We start from the raw sequence: 13,807 nt of genomic DNA, 5'->3' as shown, positions 1-13,807 counted from the left end.
GAATGCCGATATCGAACGCCGCATTCGTGCGCTCGACGATTATCCTGCTCATCGCAGGCATGATTGCTTTGCTCGGCATCGTGGGCACGTCGCTTTTGCTCGTCGGCAAGGTGCAGACCTATTTTGCCGAACTGATCGAAATCCGCGCGACGCGCAGCGCCGCCGCTGACCTTCTGTCCACCCTCAAGGACGCCGAAACCGGCCAGCGCGGCTTCATCATCACGGGGGAAGCGGGTTTTCGCACGCCCTATGACGAAGCGCTGAAGGCCGTTTCCGAGCGGCAGAAGTCGCTGGCGGAAAAGGCCTCCCGTTTCCCCGAATATGCCGCGCGCATTCCCACGATCGATCGCCTCATCGCCGACAAGCTCGGCGAGCTTGCCGATACGGTGACGGCCATCCAGGAAGGCCGGTCGGCGGATGCCGTGGCCCAGGTCAAGACGGATCGCGGTCGTATTCTGATGGACCAGCTCCGCGACCAGCTTGGCGATATCATGGCCGATGCCGACCGCCGCCTTCAGGAGGGCGTGATCGATATGCTGTGGTCGGCCGGTGCGCTGCGCTGGACGACGATCATCGGCGCCATCGCCATCATCGGCGTCATGGGCGGCGCGGCCACGGTCGTCGCGCAATATACCCGTGATATCATCGTTGCCCGGCGCGAGGTGGAGACGCTGAACGCCACGCTGGAGAAGCGGGTCGACGAACGCACGGAAGAGCTGATCCGCGCCAACCAGGAAGTCCAGCGTTTCGCCTATATCGTCACGCACGACCTTCGCGCCCCGCTCGTCAACATCATGGGTTTCACCAGCGAGCTCCAGGCCTCGCTGTCCTCCATCCAGAACTACGTGCTCGCCGACGGCAAGGCGCCGAGCGAGGCCGACATCCTCGAAGCCCGCCGCGCGGCCTCCGAAGACCTGCCGGAAGCGATCGGCTTCATCCGCTCCTCCACCAAGAAGATGGACGGCCTGATCAACGCCATCCTGAAGATTTCGCGTGATGGCCGGCGGGAACTGCGGATCGAGCGGGTGGACCTGAAGGCCCTCGTCGAAGGGGGGGCTGCCGCGGTCAACCACCAGGTCAGCGAATCCGACGGCGAGGTTACCATCGACGGCAATCTGCCGACCGTCATTTCAGACCGGTTGTCGCTGGAGCAGGTGTTCGGCAACCTGTTCGACAACGCCATCAAGTACCAGTCGCCCGGCCGGCCGCTGCGCGTTTCCGTCAGCGCGCGCAATGGCGGCCGCGCCGGCTTCGTCATCGAATTCACCGACAACGGCCGCGGCATCGCGCCGGAAGACCACGAGCGGGTCTTCGAGCTGTTCCGCCGCTCCGGCACCCAGGACAAACCCGGCGAAGGCATCGGCCTTGCGCATGTGCGTTCACTGATGCGCAATCTTGGCGGTGATATCGTCATCCGATCGGAACTCGGGCAGGGGACCACCTTCGTGCTGCGTCTGCCGCCCGATCTCAGCAAAGTAGTCAGGAGTATGCAGGCATGAACGGATTGGGCAAGGAAGTCACCATCGTCATGATCGAGGATGACGAGGGCCATGCGCGCCTCATCGAGAAGAACATTCGCCGCGCCGGCGTGCACAACGAGGTCGTGCCGTTCACGAACGGCACCGAAGCGCTCGATTTCGTGCTGGGCAAGGATCGCTCGGGCCTCGCCAGCGCCGGCCGGTTCCTGCTGATCCTGCTCGATCTCAACCTGCCGGACATGTCGGGCATCGACATCTTGCAGAAGATCAAGACCAATACCCATACCAAGCGCCTGCCGGTGGTCATCCTCACGACGACGGACGACGAGCGGGAAATCCAGCGCTGCTACGATCTCGGCGCCAATGTCTACATTACCAAGCCGGTCGAATATGAGAGCTTCGCGCATGCGATCCGCCAGCTCGGCCTGTTCTTCTCCGTCATCCAGATCCCCGAGACGCAGTAAATGAAGGAAGGTCCTGTCCGCATCCTCTATATCGACGACGATCCGATCCTCGCGCGGCTTGCCGAGCGGGCGCTCGGTCGTCTCGGCTATACGGTGCTGCATGCGGAGGACCTGGAACGCGGCCGCGAGCTGCTGGCCGAAGGCGATATCGATGCCGTGGTGCTCGATCACTTCCTGAAGGCGGGCACGGGCCTGTCCTTCCTGAAGGAGCTCGCCGATGCGCCGGGCGCGGTGCCGGTCGTCTATGTGACGGGGTCGAACGACGCCCAGGTCGCCGTCGAGGCGCTGAAGGCGGGTGCTGCGGACTATGTCATCAAGTCGGTTGGCGACGATTTCATCCCGCTGCTCGCCAATGCACTCGGCCAGGCGCTGGAAAATGCCGAGCTGAAGCGGGCGAAACTCAAGGCCGAGCTGGAGATCCGGCTCGCCAAGGAGCGCGCCGAAGTGCTGCTCGCCGAGGTCAATCACCGCGTCGGCAATTCGCTGGCGCTCGCCGCGGCCCTTATCCGGCTACAGATGTCGAGCGCCTCCGACGAGGCCGTCAGGCAGGCGCTTTCCGAGACGCAGGCCCGCATCACCGCCATCGCCGGCATCCACCGCCGACTTTATACGTCGGAAGATGTGCGCCATGTCGACATGGGCGCCTACCTCTCGACGCTGCTGTCCGAGCTCGACACGTCAATGCAGGGCCATGGCCGCAATGTCCGCCTCAACCGCATGCTGGAGCCGCTGCACGTTCCGACCGACCGCGCCGTCTCGCTCGGTGTCATCGTGACGGAGCTCGTCACCAACGCCTTCAAATATGCCTATGGCGAAACGGGCGGCGAGGTGCGCGTCGGCTTCACACGCCTCGATCCGGAAAATGCGCTGCTCTTCGTCGAGGATGACGGCATCGGCTGGCGCGGCGAAGGCCCGGTGCGCGGCACCGGCCTCGGCTCCAAGATCATCGGCGCCATGGCCTCCAGCCTCGGCGCCAAACTCGCCTATGCCACCCGCCCGGTGGGCACGCGCGCGGAGCTGCTGGTGCAGATGGCCGAGGCCCCGCGCCCGGCGTGATCCACACGGCAAAAGACCCGGATGCAGGGGAACATCCGGGCCTTCGGGGAGGTCAGTGGGCGTGACGCTTACTTGCAGATCTTGATCTTCTTGACGATCAGGTTGCCGTAGTAGTCGTAGGAATGGATCTTCTTGACGAAGCAATGCGGCTTGTAGCCGTAGCTGTAGTAACCGGCCTGCGACGGGGCGGCGAAGGAAACGGCTGCAACGAGGGCGATGGTGGCGGAAACGATGATCTTGCGCATGGGGGTCTCTCCTGATCTCTGTGAGGGATGAGCCTCTCTCATCCAGTGACCAGACTTTCCCATATCGCTTGAACGACCGCTGTTCCGCGCGGAACAGGCTTTCGCCGTTGACGGTTTGCGCCTGCGACCTAGCTAGAAGGCTTTCATCGTCAAGGGAGCTTCAGGCATGGAAACGCAGGAACTCTATCGCGGTCGCCTCATCGACCATATCCAGCTCGTGGTGCGCGACCTGTCGGCAAGCCGTCGGTTCTACGAAGCCATCTTCGATGCGCTGAAAATTCCGATCGGCGGCGTCGGGGAGGATTTTTTCTGGGTGGACGAGTTCGTCGTCTCGAGCATCGACAGCGAGGCGGCAGCGGGCAAGCTGACCGGCCGCCACCACGTCGCCTTCCAGGCGGCCGACAACGCCATGGTCGAGGCCTTCCACCGGGCCGGCCTCGGCGCCGGCGGCAAGGACAATGGCGCGCCCGGCCTGCGGCCCTATCACCCCGGCTATTACGCCGCCTTCCTCATCGATCCCGACGGCAACAATATCGAGGCCGTGTATCACGGGGAGGCGAAGCGCAGCGCGCCTTCGATCAAGATCACCTTCTAGGGCGCGCTGCGTCTGCTTCGAGCGGTCAGTCCAGCGTCATGAAGAAGGGAAGGCGGCTCAGGCCGCCTTCTTCTCCTGCGGTGCGAAACGGCTGTAGAAGGTCTCGCCCTTGGCGGCCATGTCCTTCAGCAGCGGTGTCGGCTGGAAGTGGCTGCCGTAGCTGGCGGCGAGCTTTTCGCAGAGCGCGACGAAGGTTTTGACACCCATGCCGTCGATGTAGGACAGCGTGCCGCCGGTATAGGGGGCGAAGCCGAAGCCGAGGATGGAGCCGACATCGGCCTCGCGCGGATCGGTGACAATGCCCTCTTCCATGGTGCGCGCCGCTTCCAGCGCGATGGTGACGAGCAGGCGCTCCTTCAGCACCTTCACGTCAACATCGTCCGCCTTCTGCTGCGGGTAGAGGGCCTTCAGGCCCGGCCACAGCTTCTTCTTGGCGGGCTTCGGCGGGTAGTCGTAAAAGCCCTTGCCGGCCTTGCGGCCGAGGCGGCCTTCGCCCTCCACCAGCTTCGTCACCAGGTCCAGATGGCGCGGATCGACGGCCTTCTCGCCCAGATCGGCGATGGCGGCCTTGAAGACCTTGTAGGAGAGATCGACGGCGACTTCGTCGTTCAGCGACAGCGGTCCGACCGGCATGCCGGCCATCTTGGCCGCATTCTCGATCATTGCCGCCGGCACGCCTTCGATCAGCATGTCATAGGCTTCCGCCATGTAGCGGAAGACGCAGCGGTTGACGTAGAAGCCGCGCGTGTCGTTGACGACGATCGGCGTCTTCTTGATGGCCGCGACATAGTCGAGCGCGGTGGCAAGCGCCTTGTCGCCGGTCTCCTTGCCGAGGATGACTTCCACCAGCATCATCTTGTCGACCGGCGAGAAGAAGTGGATGCCGATGAACTGCTCCGGCCGCTTGGAGTTCTTGGCAAGCCCGGTGATCGGCAGCGTCGAGGTGTTGGAGGCGAGGATCGCGTCCTCCTTCAACACGGCCTCGATCTTCTCCGTGACCTCCTTTTTAACGGTACGGTCCTCGAAGACGGCTTCGATGACGAGGTCGGCATCGGCGAGGTTGGCATAATCCGGCGTCGGCGTGATGAGGGAAAGCAGCTTCTCGCCGTCCTCCTTCGACATGCGGCCCTTGCCGACGGCGCCGGTGACGAGGCCTTCCGATACGGTCTTGCCCTTGTCGGCCGCTTCCTGGTCGCGGTCGATCAGCACGACCGGAATGCCAGCAGCGGCGGTGACATAGGCGATGGAGGCACCCATGAAGCCGGCGCCGATGACGGCGACCTTCTTGAACTCCGCCTTCGGCACGCCCGCCGGGCGGCGCGCGCCCTTGCCGAGTTCCTGCATGGAAATGAACAGCGACCGGATCATCGAAAAGGCTTCGGTCGTCTGGAGGATATGGGTGAAGTAGCGCTGCTCGATCTTCAGCCCCGTCTCGAAGGGCACTTGCAGGCCCTCATAGACGCACTTCAGGATGGCGAGCGCGCCTGGGTAATTGCCCGCGGTCTCGCGGCGCAGGATCGCAGGTGCTGCCGGCCAGAGCTGCGCCGAAGCCGGCGTCCAGATGCCGCCGCCGGGCGCTTTAAAGCCCTTCTCGTCCCACGGCTGCACCGGCTTCAGGCCATCCTTGATCATCTGCTTGGCGGCCGGGATCAGCTGGTCGGGCTCGACAACCTGATGCAGGAGGTTCATCGCCTTGGCGCGCGCAGCCGTCAGCGACGAGCCCGTCGTCATCATCTGGAGCGCGTCCTGTGCATTGGCAAGCCGCGGCACGCGCTGGGTGCCGCCGGCGCCCGGGAAGATGCCGACCTTGACTTCCGGCAGCGCGATCTTGACCGACTTGGCGTTCGAGGCCACGCGCCCATGGCAGGCAAGCGACATCTCGAAGGCGCCGCCCATGCAGGTGCCGTTGATGGCGGAGACCCACGGCTTGCCGCAGGTTTCGAGCTTGCGGAACAGCCAGGTCATGCGGCCGGTGGCCTCAAACAGCTTTTCGACGGCGGTGGCAGGATCCTTCGCCTGCGCATCCTTCAACAGGTCGAAGCTCGCCTTGATCATGGAAAGATCGGCGCCGCCGGAGAAGGAGGATTTGCCCGACGTGATGACCACGCCCTTGACGGCGCTGTCGGCCACGATCTGGTCGACGATCTTGTCCAGCTCGTCCATCACCTCGTTGGTGAAGACGTTCATCGACTTGTCGGGCATGTCCCAGGTAACCAGCGCAATGCCGTCGGCGTCGGTCTCGATGGTGAAGTTCGTGTAGCTCATGATGGGATTCCTCTTCCCTGAAATCTATCTGGCTTCACACGCTGTCCTCTCCTCCGTCATGGTCGGGCTTGACCCGACCATCCAGCTCCGGGTGATGGATCCTCGGGTCAAGCCCGAGGATGACGACCGGAGAGAGCGTGGCCACTTTCTCAGACGCGTTCGATGATCGTCGCGGTGCCCATGCCGGCGCCGATGCAGAGCGTGACGAGGGCGGTGTTGAGGTCGCGGCGTTCCAGTTCGTCGAGCACGGTGCCGAGGATCATCGCGCCGGTGGCGCCGAGCGGGTGGCCCATGGCGATGGCGCCGCCGTTGACGTTCATCCTGTCGTGCGGGATGTCGAAAGCCTGCATATAACGCAGCACCACGGCGGCGAAGGCTTCGTTGAGTTCGAAGAGGTCGATGTCGGAGAGTTGCATGCCGGTGCGGGCGAGCAGCTTTTCCGTGACGTCGACCGGGCCGGTCAGCATCAGCGCCGGGTCTGAACCGATATTGGCGAAAGCCTTGATGCGGCCGCGCGCCTTCTTGCCGAGGATGTTTCCACCCTCCTTCGAGCCGAGCAGCACGGCGGCCGCGCCATCGACGATGCCGGAGGAATTGCCGGCATGGTGCACGTAATTGATGCCTTCGATTTCCGGATGGGCCTGGATGGCGACGGCTTCGAAGCCGCCCATCTCGCCGGGCATCTGGAAGGAGGGGTTGAGCGAGGCGAGCGCCTGCATGTCGGTGCCGGGGCGCATATGCTCGTCATGGGCGAGGATGGTCAGGCCGTTGATATCCTTCACCGGCACGACGGAATTCTTGAAATAGCCGTTCTGCCAGGCATGCGCGGCGCGCTTCTGGCTCTCGACGGCATAGGCATCGACGTCGTCGCGGGAGAAGCCGTATTTGGTGGCGATGAGATCAGCCGAGACGCCCTGCGGCATGAAATAGGCCGGGAAGTTGACGGAGGGGTCCATGAACCAGGAACCGCCCGACATGCCGAGCCCGACGCGCGACATGCTCTCGACGCCGCCGGCAATGACGATATCGTCCGCACCCTGCGCGATCTTCGCCGCCCCGAAATTCACGGCATCGAGGCCGGAGGCGCAGAAGCGCGAGATCTGCATGCCCGGCGCCTTGGTCGAATAGCCGGCCTCGAAGGCGGCGGCCTTCGGGATGACGGAGCCCGCATCCATCACCGGATCGACGCAGCCCATGACGATGTCGTCGACCTTGGCGGTATCGAGCCCGTTGCGGTCGCGCACCGCTTCCAGCACCTTGGCGGCGAGGCGGACGGACGGCACTTCGTGCAGCGAGCCGTCCTTCTTGCCCCGCCCGCGCGGCGTGCGCACATGATCGTAGATGAAGACGTCGGTCATTGGTCTCTTCTCCCTAGCGGCGCCGGGCGCCGTCAAACTCGCAATGGGTCGCCTGATTCTTCGAGGCTAGAACGCTTCGGCCGCCAATTCCATCGTCGTGTCTGCGCCGGCCTCGATGCGGGTCTTGCGCAGCGCCGTTTCCGGCATCAGGCGTTCCATGAAGAACTTTGCGGTGATCAGCTTGTTCTTCAAGAAGTCCTCGCGCTCGCCGGCGCCTGCCGCAAGGCCGTCCTCGGCGGCCTTAGCGATCTTCGCCCACATATAGCCGACGGTGACGAGGCCGAAGAGGTGCATGTAGTCGGTCGAGCCGGCACCAGCATTGTCGGGCTTGGCCATGGCATTCTGCATGAACCACATGGTTCCGGCCTGGAGGTCGTTCAAGCCCTTCTTGAGGTGCTTGGTGAAGAAGGCGAGCTTCTCGTCATTGCGGTTCTCCTCGCAGAGATCGCCGATTTCCTTGAAGAGCGCCATGACGGCGCGCCCGCCATTCATGCCAAGCTTGCGGCCGACGAGGTCGAGCGCCTGGATGCCGTTGGCACCCTCGTAGATCATGGCGATGCGCGCATCGCGCACATACTGGCTCATGCCGTGCTCTTCGATATAGCCGTGGCCGCCGAAAACCTGCTGGGCCATGACGGCGTGGTCGAAACCTTTGTCGGTGAGCACGCCCTTGAGGATGGGCGTCATCAGGCCGAGGATGTCGTCGGCGGCCTGGCGTTCCTTCTCGTCTGCAGAGCGGTGGGCGATGTCGGATTTCAGCGCCGTCCACAGCGTGAAGGCGCGGCCGCCCTCCGTCCAGGCCTTTATGGTCATCAGCGTGCGGCGGATGTCGGGGTGCACGATCAGCGGATCGGCCTTGCCGTTCGGGTTTTTCACGCCGGAAAGCGAGCGGCCCTGCAGGCGCTCGCGGGCATAGTTGGCGGCGTTCTGGTAGGCAATTTCGGCAATCGACAGGCCCTGCAGGCCGACGCCGAGGCGGGCCTCATTCATCATGACGAACATGGCGTTGAGGCCCTTGTTCTCAGCGCCGATGAGCCAGCCCGTCGCCTCGTCATAGTTCATGACGCAGGTGGCGTTGCCGTGGATGCCCATCTTGTGTTCGATCGCGCCGCAGGAGACGCCGTTCTTCGCGCCCGGCGCGCCGTCGTCCTTGAGGATGAACTTCGGAACGATAAAGAGCGATATGCCCTTGGTGCCTTCCGGCGCGCCCTCGATGCGGGCGAGCACCAGATGCACGATGTTCTCCGACATGTCGTGGTCGCCGGCGGAGATAAAAATCTTCTGGCCGGAAATCCGGTAGGAACCGTCGGCCTGCGGCACGGCCTTGGTGCGGAGCAGGCCGAGGTCGGTGCCGCAATGGGGCTCCGTCAGGTTCATCGTGCCGGTCCAGGTGCCTTCCACCATCTTCGGCAGGTAGGCGGCCTTCTGCGCGTCGGAGCCGTGCACGAGGATCGCGGCGATGGCGCCCTGCGTCAGGCCCGGATACATGGTGAGCGCCATGTTGGCGGACGACATATACTCGCCGACGGCGGTGTGCAGCACATAGGGCAGGCCCTGGCCGCCGAATTCTTCCGGAACCGCAAGGCCGATCCAGCCGCCCTGGCGGTAGAGGTCGTAGGCCTGCTTGAAACCCTTCGGCGTTTTCACGGTCGCGTCGTCGTTGCGGATGCAGCCTTCCTGGTCGCCGGAAAGGTTGACCGGGAACAGCACCTCTTCCGCCACCTTCGCGGCCTCGCCGGCAATCGCCTCCACCATATCCCCCGTCGCGTCGGCAAAGCCGGGCAGGTTGTTGTACCGCTCCAGCGCCAGAACGTCGTTCAGGATGAAAAGCGTGTCATTCACGGGGGCCTTGTAGATCGGCATCTTTCGCGTTCCTCACCTATCCCACGGACATGAGTCCGGTCCTTGGCAAGTGATACTATAAAACTTTGACGTTTGCGTAAACGTCAAAACGCAAGGGCGTGGAATTTTTCGCCGGAGAGGGATGGGAGAGGAGGGGAGGCGCTGCGCCCAGGGCGCCCGCTGCTGTGCCGCAACCGGTCGTCTTTCCTGCCGAACGCCATTCTATGAGCAAATCGTTAAAAAATTTCCGCGGTGATTAACCCCTTGTTTACCACGTTTCGTGAATTGTGGCGCTTGAGGGCGTGGGATCGGGAATCAATTCGTTTCCCTCTGTGCATTCCGGGCGGCAGGCCGGGGATAGACAGGGACGATACTGTTTCCGACGGCTGACGGCGGCGGGCGAAGGCCCGTACCGGAGTGGAAATAAAAGGGCGCAGCCGGGGCGGCAGTGCCTTCTAGGGTATCTCCCGGCAGGCTGGATGGCCGCCAAAGCGAGGCGAAAGATGAACGGATCGCGAAACCCGCAACGTCACGGCGAAAGATCCTCGCTCGATGCGCTCAATCGCACCATCGAGGGGCTCGAAGCCCGTATCGAGGGCCTGATGGCGAACGGCCGCGAGGCGCGTGGGCGGACGGACGAGCGGCTCGCGCCGCGCAGCGAAACCGCCCGCTACGAGCCGGCGCGCAACATTCCCCTGCGCGACGATCCGGTCTCCGAGATCATGCAGCGCCAGCGCGCCATCGAAGGCACGCGCGAGCGCGTCGTCCCCCGCATGGAGCGCCGCCCCGTTTCCAGCGATCATTATGCCGCCGCCCAGCAGGCGCACACCGCCTATGGCACCTCCAACGCCGGATATGCCGCCGCCGCACCGGCGCGCGCGGAAGGGTCTGTCGAGGACATCGCCAAGGCGCTCGTTTCGCTGCGCCAGGACCTGAAGAAGGACATTGCCGACGGGCTGGAGCGCGAGATGCAGTCGCTGCGCTCGGAAATCCGCGGCATCCGCCAGGTGGCCGAAGGCCGCAATGGCAATGACGATGTGCGCGAGGAACTGCTGCGTCTTTCCACCGGCATCAACCAGCTCGGCCGCCAGTCCGGCCAGACCGACGGGCTGCGCGTCGAGTTCGACGAGCTTCGTTCCGTGCTCGACGGCCTTGCCCGCGAGGATTCCGTGCGCCGCATGGAAGACCGCTGGAGCGGCGTCGAGCAGAAGCTCACCATTTTCGACCAGACGCGCGATGACGAGTTGGTAGCCCTTGCCTACCGGCTCGACGAACTGAAGACCCAGATCGGCGGCCTCAGCGCCACGCCGGCCATCCATGCGCTGGAAGGCAAGCTGGAGACGATCGCCCGCGCCATCGACATGCTCGCCCGCCAGTCCCAGCCGGACGACGGCCGTTTCGTCTCCGCCGTCACCTCGCAGTTCGAGGGGCTCGATACGCGCCTCGACGAGATCAGCCGCGCGATTGCCGCTGCCGGCCGCATGCAGCAGGCATCCGTCACCGACAATCCGATGATGCAGCGCCTGGAAGGCCGCATCGCCGATCTCGCCGGCCAGCTCGACATGATCGCCCGCCGCCCGGCCCCGGTGGCGCCGGAGCAGGGCCTCGGCCTGCGCATCGAGGCGCTGGCGAGCCGCATCGAGGAAATGTCGAACGAGCGCGCAGCCCTTCGCCTGGAAGAGCGCATCGAGCAGCTTTCGCTGATGCTGGAGCAGAGCCAGCAGGCCGCACCCGCCCAGACCCAGGACAACGAAGAGCTCGCCTATTACCTCTCCGACATTTCCCGCAAGATCGACGCGCTCGATCAGGGCAGCGTCACCGGCGAACTGGCCGAGCGGCTGGACGCACTCGCCCGCCGCATCGACGGCCTCGACGCGCCCGTCGGCAGCCCGTTCCAGGAAGACCGCTTCAACCATATCGAAGGCCGTCTTTCGGCAATCGCCGACCGGCTGGACGCAACCCGCACGGCACCCGTCGGCGACCATGAAGCGCTGCGCGGCCTGGAAGCCCAGATCGCCCATCTCTCCACGCTGATCAGCACGCCGTCGACCGCCGCCGTGCCCGTCGAGGTCGAGAACCGCCTCGCGACGATCGAAGATTACATGGCGACCAACGACGAATATATCGTCGAGGCGGCCCGCCAGGCGGCGGAAGCCGTGATGGAAGCCTATCGCCATGCCGGCCCGGCTGCGGCCGCCTCGACCGACATGGAGGCCATCGCCGCCCTTGCCGACGACCTGCGCGTGCTCGAAGAGCTGACCCGCTCCAGCGAGGAGCGCACCGCGCGCACCTTCGACGCCCTGCACGACACGCTGGTGCAGATCGCCGGGCGCCTGGAACAGCTCGACGCCCCACGGGAAAACTTCGGCCGCCGCGAGAGCCCGATGCCGCGCGCCGAAATGCCCGCCATGGCCATGGACATGGACCGCGGCAACGAGCGCGCCTCCAGCCAGTACGGTAACGACTACCCTTTTGACGATGACGGCTTCGGCGCCGGCGAGACCCGCAGGGCCGAAGTCGCGGAGCCGCGCGAGGAAGAGAGCCGCTTCGCCGAGATCGAGGTCGAGACCATTCCGGTTCCCGAGCGGCCGGAGCCTGTCGAAGCGATTGCGGAAGAGACCGTGGCCCTTGCCGTCGAGCAGCCGGCGGAAGCCCAGAAGAAGGTCGGCCTGTTGGCCGGCCTGAAGCGCCGCTTCAAGCCGGGCCGCAAGGAGGTTGCTCCCGTCGTCGAGCGCCGCCAGATCGACCCGACGCCTTCGATCGACCCCACCGACGAACTGGCGCCGGAAGAGGCGAACCAGCTCCTGGAGCCCGGCTCCGGCGTGCCGGACGTCCGCCGCATTCTGGAGCGCGTGCGCGCTGGCCAGGCCTCGGGCAATCGCACGGCAACGGCCGGCGAGGGCGACCGGGTGGCCGCGCAGATCGCCGCCGCCCGCCGCGCCGCAAAGGTTGCCGCCGAGGAAGCCGACACGATCTCCCGCGTCGCTCCGGCCAAGAAATCGGACAAGGTTGCCAAGGGCGATGCGCCTGCCTCCGCGCTGTCGCGCCACCGCCGGCCGATCCTGCTTGCCGTCGGCGCCATTCTGCTGGTGATCATGTCCTATCCGCTGGTCAGCACGCTGGTGACTGGCGACGAGGCCCCGGTCGTCGTCGAGCAGACGGCGACCAACACGAACGAAGCCGCGCCGGTCGATACGGTGACGGGCACGGGCGAGGCCGTGACGGCGAACACCGCCGCCGCACCGGTTGCCGGTGAAGAGACCGTAACGGAGCCCGCCGGCGACAGCGCCGTGACGGAGCCCACGGGCGACGCTGCCCTGACCGATCCGGCCCCCGTCGAGGATGCCGAGGAGCGCGGCCTTGCCGGCACGGACAACGACCTGGTCATCGAATCGCCTTCGACGGAGACCTCCGCGACGGGCTCCGAAGCCCTGACCGCTCCGGCCACGACCGACGACGCTGCCACCGCAGGCTTCGAGCCGGTCACGACGCCGGAAGCCGAGCCGCTTGCGGAAGAAAAGGACACGACGGCCGCCACCGAGACCGCGCCGCTAGACCAGACCCAGACGGCGGCGATCGTCGTTCCGGAAGCCATCACCCCGGCCTCGCTTTCCAAGGCTGCGACCGAAGGCGATGCGCTGGCGCTATTCGAAATCGGCGCGCGCTACACGGAAGGCCGCGGCGTCGCGACGGATCTGGCGGAAGCAGCCCGCTGGTACGAGCTTGCCGCCGCCCGCGGTTTTGCGCCGGCCGAATACCGCCTCGCCAACCTCTATGAAAAAGGCCAGGGCGTCGAGCGTGACCTTGCCCGCGCCCGCGAACTCTACGAAATCGCGGCCAACAAGGGCAATGCGAGTGCCATGCACAACCTCGCCGTCCTGCTCGCCACCGGCATGGGCACGACGCAGCCGGACTTCGACGGTGCCGCAAAGTGGTTCCAGAAGGCATCCGAGCTCGGCGTTCGCGACAGCCAGTTCAACCTGGCGATCCTCTATGCGCGCGGCAACGGCGTGAAGCAGGACCTGGAAGAATCCTACAAGTGGTTCGCCATCGCCGCCCGCGACGGCGACAACGATGCGGCGCAGAAGCGCGACGAGGTGGCGAACGCCATGCGTCCCGAGCAGCTTTCCAGCGCCAAGGCCAAGATGGAACTGTGGAAGCCGCAGCCGCTGGACGAAAAGACCAACTCGGCCGACCTGCCGGATGAATGGGTCGGCAAGCCGACCAAGACCGCCAGCGTCGACATGAAGAAGGCGATCCGCAACATCCAGGCGATCCTCAACAACAACGGCTTCAAGGCTGGCGCGCCGGATGGCGAGATGGGCAAGAAGACGGTTGCCGCCATCAAGGCCTTCCAGAAGTCCGTCGGCCAGAAGGAAACCGGCGAGATCGACGACGCGCTGGTGACGGAACTGCTGAAGCGCAACAAGCAGCCGAGCTGATCGGCCGATCGCCGGAGAACCTGGTTCTCCGGCTTTGACCATACCCGCAGGCATGACACTCA

At 65.1% G+C, this 13,807-nt stretch carries 9 protein-coding genes; 5 read left to right on the top strand and 4 right to left on the bottom strand.

The features are described 5' to 3' along the window. The first annotated feature begins 2 nt into the window (after positions 1-2). Genes AC1RWL_RS14570 through AC1RWL_RS14560 form a run of 3 tightly spaced genes read left to right on the top strand, consistent with a single transcriptional unit; the run spans position 3 to position 2,998 of the window. The gene (locus AC1RWL_RS14570) at positions 3-1,499 is read left to right on the top strand and encodes a sensor histidine kinase (protein WP_439631397.1); all 1,497 of its coding nucleotides are present in this window, start codon (positions 3-5) and stop codon (positions 1,497-1,499) included. Further along, positions 1,496-1,942 carry a response regulator gene (locus tag AC1RWL_RS14565; RefSeq protein ID WP_069060116.1) on the top strand — a complete coding sequence of 149 codons (447 nt, stop codon included), beginning with the start codon at positions 1,496-1,498 and terminating at the stop codon, positions 1,940-1,942. Before AC1RWL_RS14570 ends, AC1RWL_RS14565 begins: the two co-directional genes overlap by 4 nt. Beyond that, on the top strand, positions 1,943-2,998 hold the full coding sequence (locus AC1RWL_RS14560) for a sensor histidine kinase (protein ID WP_493095108.1): 1,056 nt from the start codon (positions 1,943-1,945) through the stop codon (positions 2,996-2,998). Positions 2,999-3,066: 68 nt separating this feature from the next. Here AC1RWL_RS14560 and AC1RWL_RS14555 read toward each other — a convergent pair whose 3' ends face one another. Next, on the bottom strand, positions 3,067-3,243 hold the full coding sequence (locus AC1RWL_RS14555; protein ID WP_256118222.1) for a hypothetical protein: 177 nt from the start codon (positions 3,241-3,243) through the stop codon (positions 3,067-3,069). 166 nt (positions 3,244-3,409) lie between these two features. On the opposite strand from AC1RWL_RS14555, the gene AC1RWL_RS14550 reads away from it, so the two are divergent. Beyond that, on the top strand, positions 3,410-3,838 hold the full coding sequence (locus tag AC1RWL_RS14550; protein WP_493095107.1) for a VOC family protein: 429 nt from the start codon (positions 3,410-3,412) through the stop codon (positions 3,836-3,838). Positions 3,839-3,895: 57 nt separating this feature from the next. On the opposite strand, the gene AC1RWL_RS14545 is transcribed toward AC1RWL_RS14550, so the two are convergent. The 3 genes from AC1RWL_RS14545 to AC1RWL_RS14535 form a co-directional block, all read right to left on the bottom strand. Beyond that, positions 3,896-6,106, bottom strand: a complete 2,211-nt coding sequence (locus AC1RWL_RS14545) for an FAD-dependent oxidoreductase (protein WP_493095309.1) — start codon at positions 6,104-6,106, stop codon at positions 3,896-3,898. A 146-nt stretch (positions 6,107-6,252) separates the two neighbouring features. Beyond that, entirely contained in the window at positions 6,253-7,461 is a 1,209-nt protein-coding gene (locus AC1RWL_RS14540) for an acetyl-CoA C-acetyltransferase (protein WP_493095106.1), read from the bottom strand. A 66-nt stretch (positions 7,462-7,527) separates the two neighbouring features. Continuing rightward, positions 7,528-9,324, bottom strand: a complete 1,797-nt coding sequence (locus AC1RWL_RS14535) for an acyl-CoA dehydrogenase C-terminal domain-containing protein (RefSeq protein ID WP_493095105.1) — start codon at positions 9,322-9,324, stop codon at positions 7,528-7,530. Positions 9,325-9,806: 482 nt separating this feature from the next. Between AC1RWL_RS14535 and AC1RWL_RS14530 the strand changes: the two genes are divergently transcribed. Then, positions 9,807-13,745, top strand: coding sequence for a peptidoglycan-binding protein (locus AC1RWL_RS14530; RefSeq protein ID WP_493095104.1), 3,939 nt, complete (start codon positions 9,807-9,809; stop codon positions 13,743-13,745). The last annotated feature ends 62 nt before the right edge of the window (positions 13,746-13,807 follow it).

It is taken from the genome of Shinella sp. GW821-FHT10F02 (genome assembly GCF_058809275.1).
The sequence above is the reverse complement of the archived record's forward strand: the minus strand, read 5'-3'. Positions and strand labels throughout refer to the sequence as shown.

Excerpts from the sequence above, each read along its gene's own strand:
- AC1RWL_RS14555 (WP_256118222.1), bottom strand. The coding sequence starts at position 3,243 with ATGCGCAAGATCATCGTTTCCGCCACCATCGCCCTCGTTGCAGCCGTT.
- AC1RWL_RS14535 (WP_493095105.1), bottom strand. The coding sequence starts at position 9,324 with ATGCCGATCTACAAGGCCCCCGTGAATGACACGCTTTTCATCCTGAAC.
- AC1RWL_RS14560 (WP_493095108.1), top strand. The coding sequence starts at position 1,943 with ATGAAGGAAGGTCCTGTCCGCATCCTCTATATCGACGACGATCCGATC.
- AC1RWL_RS14565 (WP_069060116.1), top strand. The coding sequence starts at position 1,496 with ATGAACGGATTGGGCAAGGAAGTCACCATCGTCATGATCGAGGATGAC.
- AC1RWL_RS14530 (WP_493095104.1), top strand. The coding sequence starts at position 9,807 with ATGAACGGATCGCGAAACCCGCAACGTCACGGCGAAAGATCCTCGCTC.
- AC1RWL_RS14570 (WP_439631397.1), top strand. The coding sequence starts at position 3 with ATGCCGATATCGAACGCCGCATTCGTGCGCTCGACGATTATCCTGCTC.
- AC1RWL_RS14540 (WP_493095106.1), bottom strand. The coding sequence starts at position 7,461 with ATGACCGACGTCTTCATCTACGATCATGTGCGCACGCCGCGCGGGCGG.
- AC1RWL_RS14550 (WP_493095107.1), top strand. The coding sequence starts at position 3,410 with ATGGAAACGCAGGAACTCTATCGCGGTCGCCTCATCGACCATATCCAG.